We start from the raw sequence: 20,867 nt of genomic DNA, 5'->3' as shown, positions 1-20,867 counted from the left end.
TAGAGCTCAACCCATGGTAGCGAGGTGACACTGCCAGACCCTGTCAGGCCAAACGAATGAGCCCGTAGTCGTAGGCGTGACGGCGATACACCACACAGGGCTTGTCGCTCTCCTTGTCATGGAACAGGAAGAAGTCGTGGCCCACCAGCTCCATCTGCGACAACGCATCGTCGACGGTCATCGGCGTATCAGGGTGCTCCTTGGTGCGCACGATGCGTCCGGGTTCGTGGTCGTCGAGCACCGCCCCTTCGAGCTGGGGTGATTCCGAGCCACTGCCGTTGAGCGAATCGGGCAGGGGGCCGATCGCGGTGGCCTCGGCCAGCGAGACCGGGGTCTTATCGCCGTAATGGATCTTGCGACGGTCCTTGCTGCGCCGTAGTCGGTTCTCGAGTTTGCAGACCGCGGACTCCAGGGCGGCGTAGAAGCTGTCGGCGCAGGCCTCGCCGCGGACCACGGGGCCGCGACCGCGCGCGGTGATTTCGACGTGCTGGCAGTTCTTACGCTGGCGCCGATTGCGCTCGTGGTCCAGTTCGACGTCGAAGAGGTAGATGGTGCGGTCGAGTCGTTCAAGGCGAGACAGTTTCTCTGAGACGTAGATGCGGAAGTGCTCAGGAATCTCGACGTTGCGGCCCTTGACGACGATCTCGGCCCTCAGCTCGGCTTCGGGCGTCTCGTCGGTGACCAGCGTCGCTTGGTCCGAGTCAATGGAATGGGTTGACATACTTGGCAACTCGTTTCTCTTTGCGTCCGCACGCGTCAGCGTGCCTGGCTAGCTTTGGAAACGCGCCGAGGGGCCCACATGAATTTATGCCTTTGTCGCGGCCCGCCGGTGCAAGGTGTCGTCTACTCACCTCCTACCGCTTGTGGGCGATGCCGGCGCCGGTTGGTGAGGCGCCGCCGTGAGGCATTCACGGGTGGTTGATGCCGACGGTAGTCCGTGTTCACCCGGTCGTGCCACAAAATGCACCCACTTTTCGCAGCCTGTTTTCAGTTCTTCACATCAGCTTGATGTCGGAGTAATTGCCGCGGCCGTCACAGGGCGTGGTCACGCATTGGCGATAGCCAGCACAGCGACCACGGCCACCCCGGCCGATTGCAGGACATGGACCGATTCGCACGCGGTGGCGCCGGTGGTCACGACGTCATCGATGACCACCGCGTCGCCGGTTTCCCCTCTGATGGGACACACCAGCTTTACCCGCCCTGCGATGTTGCGCTGCCGGTCGGAGCTGGAGAGGCCGACTGAATCGGCGACCAGGGCCCGCGTGCGCAAGGCCTGAACCACGTTGATGCCGCGACATCCGGCCGTGGCGGCGACGGCGACGCGCGCGACCGGATCCCCACCCCGGCGCCTGGCCGCCCACCGGCGCGTCGGCGCGGGCACCACGGTCAGCGGCGAGGCGACGACACCCCAGCCCAGCAGATGAGCCAGCCCCGCGCGCAGCGCGACGGCCAGCGGCCCGACGAGGTCGGCGCGGCCATGCTCCTTGACGGCGACGATGGCTTCGCGGCGCGCACCCGCGTAGCGGCCCAGCGAGAAGACGGGCACGCCGGGATCGACTCGGGGGCTGATCAGGTGCGGCTCGTCGGGTCTGACGGCCAGATCCCTGGCGCAGGTGTCACACCATCGCGTCGAGCGCGCGCCGCAGCCGCCGCACTCCAGTGGGAGGACGAGATCGAGCATGTTCGCAGTGTGGCGGTGGACTGTGACAGCTCGCCGCCCAGCGGCCAACCTCTGGATTCCTTGCTCTGCTCGGTTTCGTGGACCGCATTGCGCCGCTGAAGCGCCCACCCGACCTGGAAGATGCCCAGGACGCTGAGCCAGATCCCGGGGCCGTGTTGACTGTCCACTGAGCCCACCATGGGAAGAGGCGGCGCTACCGGTCGGCGCCCAGCTTCGCCAGCGCCACCTCGGCCGCGACGAGATCCTGCGCGCCGATCCCCACCAGCTTGGCGACGGTGACGTCGTCGTCGGCCGTGCGGCCCGGAACCTGTCCCGATATCACCTCGCCGATCTCGCCGGATATGTCGTCGAGGGTGTAGCGGCCGGCGCGGATAGCCCGGTGTACGTCGCCGTTGGCCTCGGCCGTCGCGCGCGCATCGACGAAGACCTTCGCGCGTCGCAGCGCCGTCGCATCGAGTTCGCACTTGGTGGCGTCGTCGGCACCGACGGCCGTCACGTGCGCACCCGCGCGCAACCACTGTCCCTTCACCAGCGGTTCGCGCGCCTGCGTTGCCGTGATCAGAACCTCGGCGCTGCGGACGGCGGTTTCGATGTCGGTCCCACAATCGATCTCGACCCCGGGCATCGCATCGCTCAGCCGCCTCCTGAGCGCCTCGGCTTTCGGCATGCTGCGCGCCCAGATCGACAGCCGCGAGAAGGGCCGTTCACGGTAGAGCGCCAGCGGTTGCCAGTAGGCCTGCACGCCCGAGCCGAGCACCGTGACCGTGTCGACGGTTGATGGCGCGAGCGCCCGCGCGACGACCGCACCCGCAGCGGCGGTCCGGATATCGGACAGGTAGTGCTCGTCGTTCAGCAGGGCGAGCGTTTTGCCCGTTTCGCTGTCGAAGACGGCGACGAAGCCGCCCTGGGGCTGGCCGCGTTGGAGGTTCGAGCGAAACCATGGCGACACCTTGACGATGTAAACGGCGTGGCCCCGCAGGCGCCCCGTCTTGACGTATACGTCACCGAGTTCGCGGCGTTCGGCGGGGAACATCACGATCAACCCGTTGTCCGCCAGCCCCGCGCTGGTCTCGGCGAAGGCCTGCGCCACGGGCTCCACCAGATCGTCGAAACCGATGCTGCTGCGGAGGGTTTCCGCATCGACCATGCGTGTACTCACGATGGCACGCATTCGATGGTGCCGTGTCCGACGAACGCGACATCACCGCCGACACTGACGGATTCGACACTTTTCGGACTACCCTCCGGACGCACCCGCAGCACACTCGGGCGGCCGGTGAAGCGGCCTTGAGCTATCGTGAAAGTCTCTCCGCCGCAGACCATTCCATGGCGTAGCCGGTAAGCCCCGATGGTTCCCGCTGCGCTGCCGGTGGCCACGTCCTCGATGACCCCGTCATTGTTCCAGTGCCGCACCTCCACCGCGGATTCATCAAGGAGGACCGCGAACTGTGCACCGAAGCCGTGCAGCAGTTCGGTGATGTCGCGGGATATCCTTGCCTTCTCCAGTGCGCCGGGCCGCACCGGCACGATCAGGTAGCGCAGTCCCGTGCCCACCACCTCCATCGGCAGCGCGGGATCGAGGTCCGCCTCCGAGAGGTTGACGGCGCGGGCGACCTGCGTTCGGTCGGTGGCGGTGCCGAAGAACTCTGGGCGGCCCTGGTCCAGCCAGCCCGAGTAGTGGCCCGCCGCCAGCTCCGTTTCGACTTCCACTGTCTTGCTTGCCAGTTCGAAACGCCAGCGCTGCGCGCCGGCGTCCTGTGTCCGGTGGTGCAATACCGCCGCGGCACCGATGATCGGATGTCCGGCGAAGGGCAGCTCGGAGAACATATCGAAGATGCGTGCCTCAACTGTGCCCGACGCATCGGCCGGTTGAAGGAAGACGGCCTCGAAGTGCCGCAACTCCTGGGTGATTCGCAGCATCTGCTCCGCGCTCAGGTCGGCGGCTTCGCAGAAGACCGGCAGGCTGTTGCCCCCGAAGGGAACCGCGCTGAAGACATCGACGTGGCTGTAGGCCAGGCTCACCGGCGCGCTCGTCACAGTTGGGCCTCGACGGCCTCTGCGAACCCGTGAATCGCCGACTCGTCGCGGCGGTAGAAGGTCCAGCCCTTCTTCCGCGTCGCAATCACGAGACCGGCCTCGGTCAGCAGCGTCAGATGGCGAGACGCGGTTGCGGGTGCGATCCCCAGCCTGTCGCGGATGAAGTCGGCGCAGACGCCGTCGCGAACCAGGTCGCCGTCTGTCTGCGGTGGAAAGTTGCCCACCGGGTCCTTCAGCAGGGACAGCACCTCCAGCCGCACGGGACTGGCGACCGCCTTCAGCGTCTGCAGCAGCCGTCCAGCACTTGTTTCGCTATTTCGCATATTTGCAAATTAGCGAACAGGGCTGAGGACGTCAACCCCCGCGCGAGTTCTGCACCAGGGCTGTCGACACTCAATCAGAGCGACCCAGATGCAGATTTCGTCGAGGCGTTTGGGGTACACCCCCGCTATGCAGGACGAACGAGAATCGGTCATCGTCACATGTCTCGTCGAGGCGTTCTCCGATCTGATGGATGCGGACCCCGATGCGTTCCGGACCAAATTCCGCAAGATGGCCGCCGAGCCGTTCGCCTTCTATCGGGGCAGCGCCTGCCTCTTCTATGCAGACGTCGCGGGGCGCAGGGACAGATGGGCGGACGAGCGGACCTCGCGGGTGTGGATTCAGGGTGATCTGCACGCGGAGAATTTCGGTACGTACATGGACGGCGCCGGGATACTCATCTTCGACGTCAACGACTTCGACGAAGCGTTCGTCGGCCACTTCACCTGGGATCTGCAGCGCTTCGCGGCCAGCGTTGCGTTGATGTGTTGGCAGAAGGCGCTGTCCGATGAGGAGATCAGGACACTGATCGAGACGTTCGTCCGGACATACATTGATCAGGTGCGGTGGTTCACCGAGGTGGAGGACGACGCGTCGTTCTCGCTGAATCTGGAGACCGCCCGCGGCGCGGTGCGCACAGCACTGCAGTCGGCGCGGCTATCGACCCGCTCGCAGATGTTGAATCACATGACCACGGTCGACGACAACGACCGGCGTTTCCGCGACCTACCGGGTGTACGCCGACTCGACGAAGCGGAACGCGATAAGGTGACCGAGGCTTTCGCCCGCTATCTCGAGACGATCCCGACCACCAAACGTTTCCGTGGCATCGCCTATGACGTCAAGGACGTCATAGGCAAGAGCGGCATGGGCATCGGCAGTGCCGGGCTACCTGCGTACACCGTGTTGATCGAGGGCTTCAATCAGGCCCTCGACAACGACGCGGTGCTGTCGATGAAGCAGGGCAATGTCGCCGCGCCCAGCCGTGTGGTCGACGACAGTGAGGTGAGCGCGTACTTCTCCCATCACGGACACCGCACGGCGGTGTCGCAGCGCGCGCTGCAGGCCCACGCCGATCCGCTGCTCGGTTACACCGACATCGACGGAGTCGGTTTCGTGGTGAGCGAAATCTCGCCCTACGAAGCCGATTTGGGCTGGGCTGAACTGACCGAACCCGACGAACTCGCGGAGGTGATCGAACAGCTGGGCCGCGCGGTCGCCAAGGTGCACTGTGTGAGCGACAGCGACAGCGACCAAACGCTGGTCGACTTTCAAACCGAAGACGCCATCGTCGCTGTGATCGGCGATCACGCCGACGAATTCGTCGACGACATGGTGTCGTTCGGGCTGGAGTACGCCGCGATCGTGCGCGACGACCACCGGCACTTCGTAGAAGCGTTCCGCGGCGGCCGCATTCCCGGCGTCACCTCCACCTGAGTCCGCGTTGGCGGTCAGGCCAGAACGATCGAATCCCCTTGGACCTCGACGGCCTTTGACTCCAGCGGCTTGGTCGCCGGGCCCTGCGCCACCGAACCGTCCAGGTTGAACTTGCTGCCGTGGCAGGGGCAGTTGATGGTTCCGTCAACCACCTCGTTCAGGGTGCATCCGGCATGCGTGCAGGTCGACGAGAAACCCTTGAAATCACCTGCTGCCGCCTGCGTCACGACGACCTCACCGACAATCACGCCCGATCCGACGGGCACATCCGTGGTCGTGGTGATGACGTTGTCGAGCTCCGCTGCGGTCCCTCCTGTCGTGGCGGTGTCGCCGGACGCCTCCGGCTTCTTGCCATAGGTCGTGCAGGCGGCAAGCACCGACGCGACCAGCCCGAGCCCGGCACCGATCAGGACCTTCTGTCGGGGGACGCCCAGATCGGTCAATAACTTAGAGGACATAGAAAGCCTTTCCACTAGAACGTAATTCCGCTCGTCTGAAAGAACCAGAGGGCCGAGGTCAACCAGACGTAGACAAGGACGAAGAACAGCAACCCGCCCGCGATCGGGATCACCCATCCGCGGAGGCCTTTACGGGTCAGCAGGATCATCTTCGTCACGAAGATGCCGTAGAACAAGCATCCGAACAGCGAGTGGAAGAGCACCCTGCTGTCGGTCTCGGAGAATCCCAATGCGTACAGGCAGTGCACGGCGACGGGAACGCTGGCCAGCACCGCCAGCCGTCCCGACCAGACATGCGCGGCGCCCATCCACGCGGGCGCTCTCCCGCCCGGAATCAGACGGTACATCGCAAAAGCGGACACCAGCTGAAACAGCCCGAGCGCCACCGAAAGGGTCGCCAGCCACGCCTTCACCGCCGTACCGCTGGAGAATCCGGCAACGCTCACCGAAAAGAACTGCGGTTCATGGACTTTGCCGAACACGCCGAGCCCGACGGCGACCAGCGCACCGATCAAAACGGCGGTCAGCACCGCAGCGTCACCGTAAGACGCTTTGATCCGCTGGGTGGCGAGTGACTCAGACATCGCTCGCACCCCGCACCCGCGCCGCGGTGACAGTGCGTCCGCCGATCACGGCGCTGCCGTCGTTCGCCAAATCCGGTGCGGGGGCGGTCGATCCGTCACCGAGTCTCAGCACGCCGGTCGCCTTGCCTGACGAGTCGACGATCCAGCTGCCGCGCACCCCGCCCTGCTCGTACACGTACAGACCTGCCGGTGAGTACGCGGTTTCGGCTCTGAAGTCCCACTGCTTCTGACCGATCGACAGGGTTCCGACAATCGCGGTGCCGTCGAGGCGGCCTTCGAGGCGGCCGGTTCCGTCCTTGCTCGCAAGACTCACGGCGCCGTTGGCGGCGGACCCCCGCATCCATGACTCGATCGAGTTGCCATCGCAGGCATATGCGACGGCCTTGTCGCCCTCGACGGCGATATCCAACGTGATGGAGCCGTTGGCGGTTGCGATCTTGCCGACGTAATCCGCCTTCGCCGGAAATGCCGGCGCAGGGGGTGCGGCAACAGTGGTGGATACCGTGGTCGGCGCGGCGACCGGAGTACCGGGCACCACGGATTCCTCCTGCGAAATGTTGACCGTGAGGATGCCTACGCCCACTGCCGCAACCGCGGCGAGGGTGATCAGTGGACCGCGAACCGTCATCGTCGTCTCCTTGGCTGTAGCCAACGCTTCTAGCGTCGGTTTGTCAGCACAACGGGTGTCGCCGGCGGTTGGTTCAGTGCGATTTCAAAGTATTTCGGGGGTGCTCGGGTCAGCCCGGCAACACCGGTAGCGCACCGGGCACCATCAGCGGACGAACCTCGGACCACACCGGGTCGTTGTCGGCCACCGAACCTGTCAGTTGCAGCACGCCGCGCTCGTCGGCCACATAGACCGTCGACGGGTTCGCCACCACGGTGGTGACCGGCATCAGCAGATTCCGGCTGGGTCCGTCGGAGTTCACGCCGTCGAGATTGACGTATGACACCGGATGCTGCGGATCCGTGCGACTGACGACGATGTCGTCGCCCGTGCGCCACGACAGCGACACAACCGTCTTGCCCAGTCCGAACCCCAGCCGACGCGGATACGTCAGTGCATATCCGCCGCCTGGAGTCTGCTCCACCCCGGCCAGGATCACCCGACCGTCGATGACCATCGCGGCGCGTGTTCCGTCTCTGGACAGTTGCAGTTCGCTGATCGCGCCGGGAAACCTCGACGACACGGGTGTGGAGTCGACCGGTATGCGCGCGGGTTGTCCGGATGCGTCCTGGATGACACGCACCACGTTGTTGCCGTCGACCACGACCCAGACTGCGTCGTCGAGGGCCCAGCTGGGCCGCGTCAGGTTGCGTCCGTCCAGTGCCTGCGATGCGTTGCCGCCGAGTGGACCGACCCATAACGACGACGCCATGTCGGGTGCGCCCGGCCGCAACGTCACGATCGATGCGACGTTCTGGCCGGTCCGCGACACCGCCGCCGCGGTCTGATTCGGTGTCTGCCCGAACGCCCCTGGGACGCGTGGTGCGCGAGGGCCGTCCAGGAATACGAGCGAACCACCCACCAACCCGTGCAAGCCCGCCGCCGCTCCGGGGAACGCTCCCGGATCCGTGGCCGCCACATCGGTGGTCTCCCACCCGTCGGCAAATCGGTCATCGAGCGCGGCGCCGTCGGCGGTGATCACGTAGGGACCGTTGATACCGGCACGCGAAAGCGTCCAAATGATCTGCGCCGCAAGCAGTTGGCGGCTGTGCGGATCTGTGGTCGCCAGGTTGTCAAGGTCGATCCGCGCACCGCCGTACCCGCGGCCGACGCCGGTCTTTCCCCCGTCGGCGCGAGTCACCGGGCCGCGCAGCTTCAGCGGCGGCCCCAGCAGGTTGCGCACGCTGTTGGCCATCTCAGGGCGTGGCCCTGCGACCAGCTTGCTGACCAGTTCGGTGGCCAACTGGTCCGGATCGGATACCGCGACATAACGCGGATCGGGCACCACGGTGGTGCCGGTCGGGTCGGCGAAGTACAGGGTGTTGCGCTTGTAGGTCGCCTGAAACTGTTGCCAGTCAAGGAAAACCCCGTTGGGAAGCTTGTCGATACGCCAGCCGTCAGGCGTCTTGACCAGCTCGATCGGACCAGGGTCCGGCAACGCACCCTCACCCGTCTCGAAGACACCCAGGTCCGAAAGCGACCCGAGAATGTCGGCACGCATGCGCACCGTGACCCGGTCCGGTCCGCGGGTTTCGACGAACACGACATTGTCGATCAGCAGCGCGCTACCGGCGTCATCCCATGCGCTGGAACCTGATTCGGTGAGGAACTGCCGCGCCGCCAGGTGCCGATTGGCGGGATCGGCCGTGGCCTTGAGGAATTCCCGTAACAGCACGTCGGGATCCATCCCCGGCGTGGGCTTGGGCAGACTCGGTGGCGCGGGCCGATCCACGGTGCCGATCGCCTGCGGCGACGACGAACTCGGCACTCCGGCGCAACCAGCGAGCGCGAACGCCAGCAGCAAGACCGCCGCCAGACCGCGCACCCGCCCAATCGAGCCTGCGCGCTTCACACATTCTCCGATTCGCGGGCGGTGGGCCGCGGGGCACGTTCAGGCCCAACGGGTTTCAGCGGAAGTGGACTGGTCGTCACCTTGTGGCCGCGCGTCAGCGGCAGGGTGAGCCGGAAGCAGGCGCCCTTGCCGGGCTCGCCCCAGGCCTCCAGCCGACCCTGGTGCAGTCGGGCGTCCTCGATGCTGATGGCCAGGCCAAGGCCGGTGCCACCGGATTGGCGCACCCGCGAGGGGTCCGAGCGCCAGAACCTACTGAACACCAGCTTCTCCTCGCCGGGCCGCAGCCCGACGCCGTAGTCGCGGACGGTCACGGCGACGGTATCTTCGTCCACACCCATCCGGATGCGCACCGGCTTGTGCTCGGCGTGATCGATGGCGTTCGCGATCAGGTTGCGCAGGATGCGTTCAACCCGGCGCGGGTCGACCTCGGCGATGACGTCGTCCGACGGCATGTCGACGATGAGCTCGATGTCGGCGTCGGCTGCCAGATGGCCGACGTTGTCCAGCGCGCTCTGTACCGTCGCCCGCAGATCCACCGCCTCCACGGACAATTCGGCGACACCGGCGTCGTGGCGCGATATTTCCAGCAGGTCGTTGAGCAGCGTCTCGAAGCGGTCGAGCTCGTTGACCATCAACTCGGTGGATCGCCGTAGTGCCGGGTCGAGTTCGTCGCTGTGGTCGTGGATCAGGTCGGCGGCCATGCGAACCGTGGTAAGCGGGGTGCGCAGTTCGTGGCTGACGTCGGAGGTGAACCGCCGCTGCAGATTGCCGAACTCCTCGAGCTGGGTGATCTGGCGGTGCAGGCTTTCGGCCATGTCGTTGAACGACACGGCCAGCCGGGCCATGTCGTCCTCTCCTCGCACCGGCATGCGTTCGGTCAGGTGTCCTTCGGCGAATCGCTCGGCGATCCGCGAGGCGGACCGCACCGGCAGCACGATCTGCCGGGCCACGACGAGCGCGATGGCGGCCAGCAAGCCCAGCAGGACGACGGCTCCGGTGGCCATCGTGCCGCGCACCAGCGTGATCGTGGACTCCTCGTTGTTCAACGGAAAGATCAGGTAGAGCTCGAGATTCGTCACGGTCGACGTGGAAGATGTCGTCGGACTGCCGATGATCAGCGCCGGGCCGCGGAAACCGTCGGTGTTCACGGTCGCGTACTGGTAGCTGACCTGGCCGGCCTTGACGAACTCGCGAAGGGCGTTGGGGATCTGCTGCACCGGTCCTGCCGCTGTCGCGGCGCGCGGTCCGTCGCCGGGCACCACGAGAACCGCATCGAAGGCGCCTGCCAGACCGGGACCCGCATCGGCGGTGCGGTCGATCAGGGTGTTGCGGGCCAACTGCAGGCTGCTGTCCAGCGAGCGTGTCTCCTCGCCACCGACTATGTCACTGACTGTGTTGCGCGCCCGGTCGATCTCCTCGGTGGCCGCCCGCACCTTCACCTCGAGAATGCGGTCGGTGATCTGACTGGTGAGCACGAAGCCGAGCGCCAAGATGACGGCCAGCGACAATCCGATCGTCAACGTGACGACGCGCAACTGCAGGGACCGCCGCCAGGCGAGACTCAGGGCTCGACCCAGCGCACCCAATCCGCGCAACAGTGGTGCCGAACGCCGATGAATGCGCCGCCTCGAACTCCAGATCACGGCGACCGCCTGGCGGTAAAGGTCACGACTGCGGCGCAGCCGCGCAGAGTCACGACCCCGGCGCAGCCGCGCAGACTCACGGAGGTCCGGCCTTGTATCCCACTCCTCGAACGGTCAACACCACCTGCGGGTTCTCCGGGTCTTTCTCAACCTTTGCCCGCAAACGCTGGACATGCACGTTCACCAAACGGGTGTCGGCGGGGTGTCGGTATCCCCACACCTGTTCGAGCAGCACATCTCGAGTAAACACCTGCCGCGGTTTGCGTGCCAACGCCACCAAGAGGTCGAACTCGAGCGGAGTCAGGGAGATCTGCTCGCCCATCCGCGTGACCTTGTGAGCCGGAACGTCGATTTCCACATCGGCGATCGACAGCATCTCGGCGGGCTCGTCCTCGTTGCGGCGAAGACGCGCTCGCACGCGGGCGACGAGCTCCTTGGGTTTGAACGGCTTCATCACGTAGTCGTCGGCGCCGGACTCCAGCCCCAGGACCACGTCGACGGTGTCGGTCTTGGCGGTCAGCATGACGATCGGCACGCCGGAGTCCGCACGCAGCACGCGGCACACGTCGATGCCGTTCATGCCGGGCAACATCAGGTCCAGCAGCACCAGGTCGGGCCGCAGTTCGCGAACCGCGGTCAGCGCTTGGGTGCCGTCACCGATGACCGCGGTGTCAAAGCCCTCCCCGCGAAGCACGATGGTGAGCATCTCGGCGAGCGAAGGGTCGTCATCGACAACCAGAATCCTTTGCCTCATGGTGTCCATGGTGTCACCAGATCGCGATAAACCCTGGCTACCACACGCGCGTTTTGCGTGTTGAACGGCTCGGATGTGCGTTCAGATCGCGATTGGGCACCGTCGGGACGCCGATTCGCGATCTGTGCGCACACTCGGCGGGACGATTCACGCCAGTTACGAGAACTCCGACAACTCCGCCGCCAGCGTCGCCGCGTCGACATCGGGCGGCACGACCTTCCACGGTCCACACCAATTGCCTGCCGCCAGCGCCGTGTAGGCCTCGCCGGTGCGGCGCTGCAGACCGTCGTCGCGTTCGTAGGCGTCCTTCGCGCGGTCGACCTCCTCGCGGGCGCGGTTGTCGGCACGCGCGGCGGCGAGCTCGATCGGCACCGCGAGCAGTATTTGGGCGTCGGGCTTGGGGAGCTCGAGCCGGTCGTACTCGAGGTCGCGCACCCATTCGACGACCTCGCCGTCGGAGCCCTGGTGCAGCCGGGCCGCGCTGTAGGCCGCGTTGGATGCGACGTAACGGTCGAGGATCACGACGTCGTAGGTGTCGGTGAGGTGACCGATGTCGACCTTTGCGCCGGCACGATCGAGCGCGAACAGCACCGCCATCGCGTAGACGGACTCGGCCAGGTCACCGTGCCCGCCGTGCAGCGCCTCGGCGGCCAGGTCGGCTTCCACCGAATTGCCGTAGCGCGGGAAGGCAAGGGTGGCGACGGATTTGTGCGCACCCTCGAATGCCGTGCGCAGACCGTTGGTCAGTGTGCGCTTGCCTGCGCCGTCGACGCCTTCGATCACGATGAGCACGCGGGCAGCCTAGCGCGGGAGGCCGATGAGTTTTGCCGCCGCCGACGGTCTGCTCCCATGACCCATCCGTACGGCTGGAGGATGACGCAATGACGACGCATACGGTCGGAACGCGCGAAGAGTGGCGCGCCGCCTACGAACGGCAGCTGGCCCACGAAAAAGAACTGACTCGACGCGCCACCGAGCTCGCCGCGGAGCGGCGGCGACTGCCGTGGGTTCCCGTGGAGAAGCAGTACCTGTTCGACACCACGGCAGGAAAGCGGACGCTCACCGAACTCTTCGACGGCCGTTCGCAGCTGATCGTGCGGCACTTCATGCACGGGCCGAACACCCCGCAGGGCTGTCCGGGGTGCACGTTCGAAACGGACAACTTGGTCGGCGCGGTGCCGCACCTGGCGCACCGGGACGTGACGTTCGTGCTGGCGTCGCGATCGCCGCTACCGGTTCTCACGGCCTACAAGCAGCGGATGGGCTGGGACGTGGAGTGGGTGTCATCAGGCGGTAGTGGCTTCGACGCCGATTTCTTCGAATACATGCACGTTCCGACGCCGCGCCGCGACTACGGCGCTGGCAGCGGCAGCATGCTCGACGTGATGGAGCTGATGGCGCTGAGCTGCTTCGCGCTGGAGGACGGCGTCGTCTTCCACACGTATTCGACGTACGATCGCGGCACCGAGGCGCTGAACGCCACGTGGCAGCTGCTCGACCGAGCACCCCATGGGCGCGGTGACGATTTCTCCGACTGGCCGCGCAAGCGCGACGAGTACCGCACGTAGTGCAGCCGCTCAGAACTGTCCGCAGTTCGGTGTTGTCGGCAATCCGTTGAATCGGTCGGCAATCCACTGCATGGCCCGCTCACCGTCCACCAGCATGGGCAGCGCGTGGTTGACCACGAGCTTGTTCAGAAACGGCGGCTGCTCGTTGGTCCAGAACTGCACGTCGGCACCCTGCGCACACCAGTCGAGGCCCAGCTGCCTGGCGGGACCCCACGGCACAAGTGGGTCGTAGCGGTTGCTCAGAATCATCACCGGCGCATTGGGTTTGTACTTGCCGATCCTCTGCATGTCGAAAAGGCTCTTGAACGGTTCCTGGTTGACCAGCGCGAAGATGTCCTCGTTGAAGTACGGCTGTAGGTGCCGGAACATGAACTTTGTGATGGTCTCGGCGATGCACTGATCCTGCACCTTGTACAGCAGGTCTGCTCCGCGTGGCGTCATCTTCGCGCGGATCGTCTGCTCGAATTCCGGGTAGGTGGTGATGACGGAGTTCAACGCGTAGCCGACCACGCCGACGAGCGCACTCCCATCCGCGTACGGGAACAGTTCTTTCAGATCGGCGGGAGGCGCGCCCGCATACGTGCCGACGACATGGAGTTCGGGTGCGTAGGACGGCGCCAGCTCGGCCGCCGATGCCGCTGCCCCGCCGCCTTGCGAGTAACCCCAAAAGGCAAGCGGACCATGCGGATCCAGCGACGTGTCGGGTAGCCGCATCGCCGCACGGCCGGCGTCGAGCATCGCGTTGCCCTGGGCCACCCTGTTCACGTAGGTGTGCAGACCGGGTGTGCCCAGCCCCTGATAGTCAGTCATCACGATCGCGAACCCACGCGCGACCATCGTCGAGACGAACAACTCCTCGTAGTTGAACGCCAGGTCCAGCCACGGCGACCAGTGGATGCCCTGATTGAACTGCCGCGACGGCGCGCACTGGTCGCCCTGCCCTTGAGTGCCGGGGCCGTAGACGATCAGCGGACGAGGCCCTTGGCCCGGCCAGTCGTTGTCGGGCTCGAAGTAGGTGCCGGTCACCGCCATCGGGTTTCCGCGAGCATCGGTGCTGCGGTACATGATTCGCGTTCCCGTGGCCATGATCATGCCCAGCTCACCGGAGGGTTCGAGCACCAATCTCGACGGTTCGGTGCGGATCAGATCACCCGGCTGCCCCTGCGGTAGGGGCTCCGGTGGCGTGTAGAAAGCTTGGTACTCGTCCTCGTTGAAGTACGGGTGATGGTCATCGATAGTCGGGTCGTCGGCGTTTGCCTGCGGGACGAAACACGCTGCGAGAGCGATGAGAACAACGACAACGATTCCCCCGAACCCCCGGCGCACACACGGACCGTAACAGAATCGGTATAACCGACGGCGGGGCCCGTCAGCAAAAGGCCCCTGACACAACGTGTGTCAGGGGCCTTCGCGTCAGAATCAGTACCGGTAGTGCTCCGGCTTGTACGGACCGTCGACGTCGACGTTGATGTACTCGGCCTGCTCCTTGGTCAACCTGGTGAGCGAGCCACCGAGCGCCTCGACGTGAATCTTGGCGACCTTCTCGTCGAGATGCTTGGGCAGCCGGTAGACCTCGTTGTCGTACTCGTCGTTCTTGGTCCACAGCTCGATCTGCGCGATCACCTGATTGGAGAAGCTGTTGCTCATCACGAACGACGGATGCCCGGTCGCGTTGCCCAGGTTCAGCAGCCGGCCCTCGCTCAGCACGATGATCGAGTGCCCGTCGGGGAAGACGAACTCGTCGACCTGCGGCTTGATGTTGATGCGGCGCACGTCGGAGTCACGCTCGAGACGAGCCATCTCGATCTCGTCGTCGAAGTGGCCGATGTTGCCCAGGATCGCCTGGTGCTTCATCGACTTCATGTGCTCGAGGGTGATGATGCCCTGGTTGCCGGTCGCGGTGATCACGATGTCGGCCCAGCCGATGGCTTCTTCGACCGTCTTGACCTCGAAACCGTCCATCAGCGCCTGCAGTGCGTTGATCGGGTCGATCTCGGTGACCGCGACGCGGGCGCCCTGAGCCTTCAATGCCTCCGCGCAGCCCTTGCCGACGTCGCCGTAGCCGCACACCAGTGCGGCCTTGCCGCCGATCAGCACGTCGGTGCCGCGGTTGATGCCGTCGATCAACGAGTGCCGGGTGCCGTACTTGTTGTCGAACTTGGACTTGGTCACCGAGTCGTTGACGTTGATGGCCGGGAACGAAAGCTCGCCCGCCGCGGCGAACTGATACAGCCGCAGCACGCCGGTCGTGGTCTCTTCGGTGACACCCTGGACCGCCTCGGCGATCTTGGTCCACTTGGTCTTGTCGGTCTCGAAGCGCTTACGGATCAGCGCCAGGAACACCTTGTACTCGTCGGAATCGTCGTCCTCGCCGGGAGGAACCACGCCGGCCTTCTCGAACTGCGCGCCGCGCAGCACCAGCATCGTGGCGTCACCACCGTCGTCGAGAATCATGTTGGCCGGCGCGTCGGGCCAGGTCAGCATCTGCTCGGCGGCCCACCAGTACTCCTCGAGCGTCTCGCCCTTCCAGGCGAAGATCGGGACGCCCTTGGGCTCCTCGACAGTGCCGTGCGGACCGACAACAGTCGCCGCCGCCGCATGGTCCTGGGTGGAGAAGATGTTGCACGATGCCCACCGCACCTCGGCGCCGAGCGCAACCAGCGTCTCGATCAGCACGGCGGTCTGGACCGTCATGTGCAGTGAGCCCGAAACCCGCGCACCCTTCAGCGGCAACACATCGGCGTATTCGCGGCGCAACGACATCAGGCCGGGCATCTCGTGCTCGGCCAGCCGGATCTCCTTGCGGCCGAACTCGGCCAACGATAGGTCGGCCACCTTGTAATCGATGCCGTTGCGGACGTCGACCTTCAACTCAGTCATGGAATTTCAGAGCCCTTCTTCATTCGTCTTTGCCTGTGGGCGCACAGGTGCGCACAACGGCGACACCCACGCTCAGAACCCCCCAGCCTGCGGGCTCGCGGGACAGGCGCTCAGGCGCTCTGACAGCTAAGAGGTATCCACAACACCGTAGCGCTCGGCAAACGGCGTCATCAAACGGGCCAGGTCATGGGCGACATCGTGCCCGCGAGCGGGCGATGTTCCGGAGTCCGCTTCGGGGGGCATCGACACATAGCTCATCGCGAGCCGAACGATCGCGCGCGCCAACACTCCCGCGTCCTCCGCGCCGCATTTCACCCAGCTGTCGACGAATGTCGACGTCAGCCGCTGCGAGCAGTGCGTGATGATCGGCCCACTGTCGGTGGTGATCAACTGAAGCAGGTCGGGTTTGAAATCACCGGTCAGCAGTGAGATCACCAGAGGATCGGCGGCCGACTCGGTGAAAAAGTTACGGAACCCCGCGACGAAGGCCGCGTGGACGTCGCCTTCGTTGCCCTGGATCGCACCGTCTATCTGGTCGACGAGCCGGTCGGCCAGGCGCAGCGCGTAGGCCTGGGCCAGACCGTGCCGCGAGCCGAACTCGTTGTAGATGGTCTGACGGCTGATGCCCGCAGCCTTGGCCACGTGCGACAGCGTGATGGCCGACCAGTCTCGGGTGAGGAGTTCTTCTCGCATGCCGTCCAGAATCGAATCGCGCAGCAGCACCCTGGACGCCTCGGCGTATGGGATGCGCTGCGCGCTTCGTGGGCGGCTCATTCTCGCGACCCTATCTTTCCGGGTCGCTTCGCTCGCCCAGGTCACGTTCGCCGTCACGAACGAGCGACCTCCACCATCTCGAAGTCCGCCTTGGCCGCGCCGCAGTCCGGGCAGCTCCAGTCGTCGGGGATGTCGTCCCAGCGCGTGCCCGGGGCGATGCCGTCCTCCGGCCAGCCCTTGGCCTCGTCGTACTCGAATCCACACTGCACGCAGATGAAGAGCTTGTAGTCCATGTCATTACCTTTCTCGTGGTGACGGGGCTATTCGGTTATGAAGTCGACCTTTTCGCGTACTGCACAGTCCGGGCAGCACCAGTCATCGGGGATGTCGCTCCATGCGGTGCCCGCGGGAAACCCTTCCCGCGGTGCACCTTTCGTCTCGTCGTAGACGTAGTCGCAGCCGGGGCAGCGGTGGGCGCTCATGCTGCCGCCCCTTGCTCCTTGTCTGCGGCTCCGTACTTGGCCAGCACCTTGTCGCGGACACGTGGGTGCACGTTGACCTTGGTGATATCGCCGTCGTAGTGATCGAGCACCCGCTGATCCATCACCTTGCGCCACAGCGGCGGGAAGTACGTCAGGCCGATCATCGACGCGTAGCCGCTGGGAAGGTTCGGCGCACCCTCCATGCTGCGCAGCGTCTGGTAGCGCCGCGTCGGGTTGGCGTGGTGGTCACTGTGCCGCTGAAGGTGATACAGAAACAGGTTGGTCACGATGTGGTCGGAGTTCCAGCTGTGCACCGGTGCGCACCGCTCATACCGACCGCTTTCGGTCTTCTGCCGCAGCAGCCCGTAGTGCTCGAGGTAGTTCACCGTCTCGAGCAGCGTGAACCCGAACACCGCCGAGATGAGAATGTAGGGAATCAGCGCCACCCCGAACACTGCGATCAGCGCGCCGTAGAACACGACCGACATCGCCCAGGCGTTCAGCACGTCGTTGGACCAGTGCCACTTGCTCTTACCTGCCCGCTGTAGCCGCTTGGCCTCCAGTTCCCAGGCCGACTTCGCGCTCCCCCACACGCTGCGTGGCAGAAACTCCCAGAACGTCTCGCCGAACCGGGCCGACGCGGGGTCCTCCGGAGTCGCGACGCGGACGTGATGTCCCCGGTTGTGCTCGATGTAGAAGTGGCCGTAGAGCGTCTGAGCCAGTGTGACCTTGGCGAGCCACCGTTCCAGTTCGTCCTTTTTATGACCCATCTCGTGCGCGGTGTTGATGCCCACCCCTCCGAGCATGCCCACCGACAGCGCGAGACCGATCTTGGCCGGCCACGCCAGCGGACCGTCGAACCCGAGCCAGCTCAGGTTCGACGCCGTGAACAAGTAGGCGCCAAAGATCACGCTGGCGTACTGGAACGGAATGTAGATGTATGTGCAGTAGCGGTAGTACTTGTCGTTCTCGAGCCGCTCCATCGCCTCGTCGGGCGCATTCTGCCCGTCGGGCCCAAAACGCAAGTCAAGAGCAGGCAGCAGGATGTACAGCAGGATCGGGCCGATCCAGAACGGCACCTGCGCCACCGCATGCCAGCCCCACTGGTTGAGGGCCCACACCAGCGGCATCATCACGAACAGCGCCGTCGGTGCGATCAGCCCCATCAACCACAGATAGCGCTTCTTGTCCCGCCACTGTTCGATCTCGAGCTCTGACATTTGCGTGGTCACTGGAGTTCCTCCTCGTGTGAGTACCATCACGGCCTGAGGTTGACTATAGAGCCACTTTTGTCGCCTGTCTAGACACAGAGGCATGTTTTGTAAAGTTCGTTTCGTGAATCGGGCGCGCTCATCGACCGTCACGGTTGATTAGCGCGCCGAATCGCAGCTCGAATAATCGTCAAGACCCGATCCGGGTATTCGGTGAGGTCCAGCCAGGTGAAGCGCAGCACCTGCCAACTCTTCAGCACGATGGCGTTCTGGCGCTCACGGTCGATCTGGAACTCCTCAGCGCCGCTGTGGAAGGCCATCCCATCGACCTCAATGGCTACCCGCGGACCCGGAAACCCGACGTCGACGCGGTAGCCCGCGACCCGGTAGTTCGCCTTCCATCCGGTGATGCCCGCGTCTCTCAGGGTCTTGATCAAGAGCCGCTCGGCGGCAGACCGCGATCCGTCGGAGGCTGCCTGCAAAAGCCGGCGCGAGCGTGGCGCACCTGTTCGTCCTTTGTTGCGAAGATGTGCGTGCCACAAGCTGTTGAGATCGACATGGCGCTGCAGCGCGTTGTCCATCAGCTTCGGTCCACCTCCGCGCTGGGCAGCGGCTTCGACGACGGTCAACGGGAGCGACGTCACTCGTAGGCCGCGACGCTCGACAACGTCGCACTCGTCGAGGTTGCGGCGCCGCACTCTGGTGTCTGGGTGCCGGCGGCCGTGACTGCCCCGCGGCACGGTCACTTCGGCTATCTCGGGCGCAAACCGGGTCAGAGCATGCCACCACGCGGCCGTCAAACCGCTGGCTACGGCACCGGGCCCGTAGCCCCACACCGCGGCCCGGACCCGGGCGGCGTCGGAGAACGGCCGGTCGTCGACGAAATACACGCCTCGACTGCATCGAACCCATTCACCCGACTGCAGCCTGCGCTGAACTGCCCGCCAACTGAACCCCGCCGCGCGTGCCTGACCGAGGGTGATGACGCCGTCGTGTCGGCGCAAATAATCGTTGAGCACGATTGATCAGACGGTCGGGATGGTCTCCGCGGTTCTCTCCTTTGCGAATCGGGCGCGCAAACCAACCGCGACGGTCGATCAGCGCGCCGAATCCGCAGCGGACTCCGACTCCCGCCGGCCGAGCACCGAGTGGCGGCGGCCGTAGAGGAAATAGACGGCCACGCCGAGAGCCATCCAGATGAGGAACCGGATCCAGGTCAGCGCGGTGAGGTTGAGCATGAGCCAGACGCACGCAATGATCGCCGCGGCCGGCAGCCACGGCACACCCGGCGCCCGGAAGCCGCGCTCGAGATCGGGGCGCTGACGACGCAACACGATCACACCGGCGGACACCAGCACGAACGCGAAGAGCGTGCCGATGTTGACCATCTCCTCGAGCTTGCCGATCGGAAACACCGTCGCCGTCACGGCCACCAGCGCACCGACGATCAGCGTGATGCGCACCGGTGTGCCGTGCTTGCCGGTCTTGGCGAGCGACCGTGGCAAGAGTCCGTCGCGTGACATCGCAAACAGCACCCGCGTCTGCCCGAGCACCAGCACGATCACCACGGTGGTGAGCCCGGCCAGCGCTCCGATCGAAATGACCTTCGCCGCCCAGTCGATACCGTTGGCAGCGAATGCCGTTGCGAGGTTTGCTTTTTCACCAGCCTCGCGGAGTTCGGTGTAGTTGATCATGCCGGATATCACCACGGCCACCGCGATGTAGAGGACCGTGACGATCGCCAGCGAGGCGATGATGCCGCGCGACACGTCACGCTGCGGGTTCTTGGTCTCTTCCGCGGTGGTGGCGACGATGTCGAAGCCGATGAACGCGAAGAACACGATGGACGCACCCGCCAGCAGGCCGTACCAGCCGTAGGTACTGCCCCCGGCGCCGGTGAGCAATGAGAACAGCGACTGGTCAGTTCCCGAACCACCTTCACCGGGCTGGGCAGGCGGGATGAACGGGGTGAAGTTCTCCATCTTGATGTAGAACGCGCCGACGGCCACGACGAGCAGCACCACCGCCACCTTGATCACTGTGATCGCCAAGCTGACCTTCGCGGAGAGCTTGGTCCCCCACGCCAGGATGACGGTGACGAAGACGATGATCAGCAGGGCGCCCCAATCCAGTTTCAGACCAGCCATATCCGCGGTGCCACCGCCGAAACCGAAGACGGTGCCCAGATAGCTCGACCAGCCCTTGGCCACCACCGCGGCCGCCACGGCGAACTCGAGGATCAGGTCCCAGCCGATGATCCATGCGACGAACTCACCGAACGTCGCGTAGGAGAACGTGTAGGCGCTGCCGGCCACGGGCACAGTCGAGGCGAATTCTGCGTAGCACAACGCGGCCAGACCACACGCGATCGCGGCGAAGACAAACGAGATCGAGATGGCCGGACCGGTGATGTTTCCGGTCGTCGACGCCGTGATCGTGAAGATGCCCGCGCCGATCACCACCGACACCCCGAAGACCGTGAGGTCCCACCAATTCAGGTCTTTTCGCAGGCGAGTGTCGGGCTCGTCGGTGTCGGCGATCGACTGCTCAACCGACTTCGTCCTGCGTGCCATCG

At 65.2% G+C, this 20,867-nt stretch carries 22 protein-coding genes; 2 read left to right on the top strand and 20 right to left on the bottom strand.

The window, feature by feature from the left end:
* Positions 1-43: 43 nt before the first annotated feature.
* From hpf to CSQ99_RS09890, 5 genes are all read right to left on the bottom strand, one after another.
* The gene (gene hpf / locus CSQ99_RS09910; protein ID WP_099038889.1) at positions 44-721 is read right to left on the bottom strand and encodes a ribosome hibernation-promoting factor, HPF/YfiA family; all 678 of its coding nucleotides are present in this window, start codon (positions 719-721) and stop codon (positions 44-46) included.
* 324 nt (positions 722-1,045) lie between these two features.
* Positions 1,046-1,684 (bottom strand): ComF family protein, encoded by a 639-nt coding sequence (locus CSQ99_RS09905; RefSeq protein WP_099038888.1) that lies wholly within the window; start codon positions 1,682-1,684, stop codon positions 1,046-1,048.
* 193 nt (positions 1,685-1,877) lie between these two features.
* Positions 1,878-2,843: an ornithine cyclodeaminase family protein gene (locus CSQ99_RS09900; RefSeq protein ID WP_176560953.1), complete on the bottom strand. Its 966-nt coding sequence runs from the start codon at positions 2,841-2,843 to the stop codon at positions 1,878-1,880.
* Positions 2,840-3,721, bottom strand: coding sequence for a PhzF family phenazine biosynthesis protein (locus tag CSQ99_RS09895; protein WP_245908836.1), 882 nt, complete (start codon positions 3,719-3,721; stop codon positions 2,840-2,842). The genes CSQ99_RS09900 and CSQ99_RS09895 overlap by 4 nt, the downstream gene beginning before the upstream one ends.
* The gene (locus CSQ99_RS09890; protein ID WP_099038886.1) at positions 3,718-4,044 is read right to left on the bottom strand and encodes an ArsR/SmtB family transcription factor; all 327 of its coding nucleotides are present in this window, start codon (positions 4,042-4,044) and stop codon (positions 3,718-3,720) included. Before CSQ99_RS09890 ends, CSQ99_RS09895 begins: the two co-directional genes overlap by 4 nt.
* A gap of 127 nt (positions 4,045-4,171) precedes the next feature.
* Here CSQ99_RS09890 and CSQ99_RS09885 point away from each other — a divergent pair, with 127 nt between their 5' ends.
* Positions 4,172-5,479 carry a DUF2252 domain-containing protein gene (locus tag CSQ99_RS09885; protein WP_099038885.1) on the top strand — a complete coding sequence of 436 codons (1,308 nt, stop codon included), beginning with the start codon at positions 4,172-4,174 and terminating at the stop codon, positions 5,477-5,479.
* A gap of 14 nt (positions 5,480-5,493) precedes the next feature.
* Here CSQ99_RS09885 and CSQ99_RS09880 read toward each other — a convergent pair whose 3' ends face one another.
* The 7 genes from CSQ99_RS09880 to CSQ99_RS09850 form a co-directional block, all read right to left on the bottom strand.
* On the bottom strand, positions 5,494-5,937 hold the full coding sequence (locus CSQ99_RS09880; protein ID WP_099038884.1) for a QcrA and Rieske domain-containing protein: 444 nt from the start codon (positions 5,935-5,937) through the stop codon (positions 5,494-5,496).
* Positions 5,938-5,951: 14 nt separating this feature from the next.
* On the bottom strand, positions 5,952-6,521 hold the full coding sequence (locus tag CSQ99_RS09875) for a DUF6529 family protein (protein ID WP_099038948.1): 570 nt from the start codon (positions 6,519-6,521) through the stop codon (positions 5,952-5,954).
* Complete coding sequence (locus CSQ99_RS09870) at positions 6,514-7,149, bottom strand: hypothetical protein (RefSeq protein ID WP_099038883.1); 636 nt, start codon at positions 7,147-7,149, stop codon at positions 6,514-6,516. Before CSQ99_RS09870 ends, CSQ99_RS09875 begins: the two co-directional genes overlap by 8 nt.
* Before the next feature lie 109 nt (positions 7,150-7,258).
* Positions 7,259-9,004, bottom strand: coding sequence for an MtrAB system accessory lipoprotein LpqB (gene lpqB / locus CSQ99_RS09865; protein WP_176560961.1), 1,746 nt, complete (start codon positions 9,002-9,004; stop codon positions 7,259-7,261).
* 32 nt (positions 9,005-9,036) lie between these two features.
* Complete coding sequence (gene mtrB, locus CSQ99_RS09860; RefSeq protein ID WP_099038882.1) at positions 9,037-10,683, bottom strand: MtrAB system histidine kinase MtrB; 1,647 nt, start codon at positions 10,681-10,683, stop codon at positions 9,037-9,039.
* A gap of 76 nt (positions 10,684-10,759) precedes the next feature.
* A complete protein-coding gene (gene mtrA / locus CSQ99_RS09855) occupies positions 10,760-11,446 on the bottom strand; it encodes a two-component system response regulator MtrA (RefSeq protein ID WP_099038881.1) in 687 nt (228 codons plus the stop codon).
* 147 nt (positions 11,447-11,593) lie between these two features.
* Entirely contained in the window at positions 11,594-12,229 is a 636-nt protein-coding gene (locus CSQ99_RS09850; protein WP_099038880.1) for a dTMP kinase, read from the bottom strand.
* An 89-nt stretch (positions 12,230-12,318) separates the two neighbouring features.
* On the opposite strand from CSQ99_RS09850, the gene CSQ99_RS09845 reads away from it, so the two are divergent.
* Positions 12,319-13,005: a DUF899 domain-containing protein gene (locus tag CSQ99_RS09845; protein ID WP_099038879.1), complete on the top strand. Its 687-nt coding sequence runs from the start codon at positions 12,319-12,321 to the stop codon at positions 13,003-13,005.
* Between the two features lie 9 nt (positions 13,006-13,014).
* Here CSQ99_RS09845 and CSQ99_RS09840 read toward each other — a convergent pair whose 3' ends face one another.
* From CSQ99_RS09840 to CSQ99_RS09805, 8 genes are all read right to left on the bottom strand, one after another.
* A complete protein-coding gene (locus tag CSQ99_RS09840; RefSeq protein WP_099038878.1) occupies positions 13,015-14,331 on the bottom strand; it encodes a lipase family protein in 1,317 nt (438 codons plus the stop codon).
* 93 nt (positions 14,332-14,424) lie between these two features.
* Positions 14,425-15,885 carry an adenosylhomocysteinase gene (gene ahcY, locus CSQ99_RS09835; protein WP_099038877.1) on the bottom strand — a complete coding sequence of 487 codons (1,461 nt, stop codon included), beginning with the start codon at positions 15,883-15,885 and terminating at the stop codon, positions 14,425-14,427.
* 126 nt (positions 15,886-16,011) lie between these two features.
* Positions 16,012-16,659 (bottom strand): TetR family transcriptional regulator AlkX, encoded by a 648-nt coding sequence (gene alkX / locus CSQ99_RS09830; protein WP_176560952.1) that lies wholly within the window; start codon positions 16,657-16,659, stop codon positions 16,012-16,014.
* A 53-nt stretch (positions 16,660-16,712) separates the two neighbouring features.
* Positions 16,713-16,892: a rubredoxin gene (locus CSQ99_RS09825; protein ID WP_099038876.1), complete on the bottom strand. Its 180-nt coding sequence runs from the start codon at positions 16,890-16,892 to the stop codon at positions 16,713-16,715.
* Positions 16,893-16,919: 27 nt separating this feature from the next.
* Positions 16,920-17,081: a rubredoxin gene (locus CSQ99_RS09820; RefSeq protein WP_099038875.1), complete on the bottom strand. Its 162-nt coding sequence runs from the start codon at positions 17,079-17,081 to the stop codon at positions 16,920-16,922.
* The gene (locus CSQ99_RS09815) at positions 17,078-18,301 is read right to left on the bottom strand and encodes an alkane 1-monooxygenase (protein ID WP_099038874.1); all 1,224 of its coding nucleotides are present in this window, start codon (positions 18,299-18,301) and stop codon (positions 17,078-17,080) included. Before CSQ99_RS09815 ends, CSQ99_RS09820 begins: the two co-directional genes overlap by 4 nt.
* A 140-nt stretch (positions 18,302-18,441) precedes the next feature.
* Positions 18,442-19,311: a type IV toxin-antitoxin system AbiEi family antitoxin domain-containing protein gene (locus CSQ99_RS09810; protein ID WP_099038873.1), complete on the bottom strand. Its 870-nt coding sequence runs from the start codon at positions 19,309-19,311 to the stop codon at positions 18,442-18,444.
* A 78-nt stretch (positions 19,312-19,389) separates the two neighbouring features.
* Positions 19,390-20,865 (bottom strand): amino acid permease, encoded by a 1,476-nt coding sequence (locus CSQ99_RS09805; protein ID WP_099038872.1) that lies wholly within the window; start codon positions 20,863-20,865, stop codon positions 19,390-19,392.
* Positions 20,866-20,867: the final 2 nt, after the last annotated feature.

Origin of the sequence: Mycobacterium neglectum (assembly GCF_002591975.1) — a bacterium.
GTDB classification, from domain to species: Bacteria; Actinomycetota; Actinomycetes; order Mycobacteriales; family Mycobacteriaceae; genus Mycobacterium; species Mycobacterium neglectum.
The sequence above is the reverse complement of the archived record's forward strand: the minus strand, read 5'-3'. Positions and strand labels throughout refer to the sequence as shown.

Excerpts from the sequence above, each read along its gene's own strand:
- CSQ99_RS09880 (WP_099038884.1), bottom strand. The coding sequence starts at position 5,937 with ATGTCCTCTAAGTTATTGACCGATCTGGGCGTCCCCCGACAGAAGGTC.
- CSQ99_RS09905 (WP_099038888.1), bottom strand. The coding sequence starts at position 1,684 with ATGCTCGATCTCGTCCTCCCACTGGAGTGCGGCGGCTGCGGCGCGCGC.
- CSQ99_RS09815 (WP_099038874.1), bottom strand. The coding sequence starts at position 18,301 with ATGTCAGAGCTCGAGATCGAACAGTGGCGGGACAAGAAGCGCTATCTG.
- CSQ99_RS09825 (WP_099038876.1), bottom strand. The coding sequence starts at position 16,892 with ATGGACTACAAGCTCTTCATCTGCGTGCAGTGTGGATTCGAGTACGAC.
- CSQ99_RS09845 (WP_099038879.1), top strand. The coding sequence starts at position 12,319 with ATGACGACGCATACGGTCGGAACGCGCGAAGAGTGGCGCGCCGCCTAC.
- CSQ99_RS09875 (WP_099038948.1), bottom strand. The coding sequence starts at position 6,521 with ATGTCTGAGTCACTCGCCACCCAGCGGATCAAAGCGTCTTACGGTGAC.
- CSQ99_RS09805 (WP_099038872.1), bottom strand. The coding sequence starts at position 20,865 with ATGGCACGCAGGACGAAGTCGGTTGAGCAGTCGATCGCCGACACCGAC.
- hpf (WP_099038889.1), bottom strand. The coding sequence starts at position 721 with ATGTCAACCCATTCCATTGACTCGGACCAAGCGACGCTGGTCACCGAC.
- ahcY (WP_099038877.1), bottom strand. The coding sequence starts at position 15,885 with ATGACTGAGTTGAAGGTCGACGTCCGCAACGGCATCGATTACAAGGTG.
- CSQ99_RS09820 (WP_099038875.1), bottom strand. The coding sequence starts at position 17,081 with ATGAGCGCCCACCGCTGCCCCGGCTGCGACTACGTCTACGACGAGACG.
- alkX (WP_176560952.1), bottom strand. The coding sequence starts at position 16,659 with ATGAGCCGCCCACGAAGCGCGCAGCGCATCCCATACGCCGAGGCGTCC.
- CSQ99_RS09885 (WP_099038885.1), top strand. The coding sequence starts at position 4,172 with ATGCAGGACGAACGAGAATCGGTCATCGTCACATGTCTCGTCGAGGCG.
- CSQ99_RS09890 (WP_099038886.1), bottom strand. The coding sequence starts at position 4,044 with ATGCGAAATAGCGAAACAAGTGCTGGACGGCTGCTGCAGACGCTGAAG.
- CSQ99_RS09870 (WP_099038883.1), bottom strand. The coding sequence starts at position 7,149 with ATGACGGTTCGCGGTCCACTGATCACCCTCGCCGCGGTTGCGGCAGTG.
- mtrA (WP_099038881.1), bottom strand. The coding sequence starts at position 11,446 with ATGGACACCATGAGGCAAAGGATTCTGGTTGTCGATGACGACCCTTCG.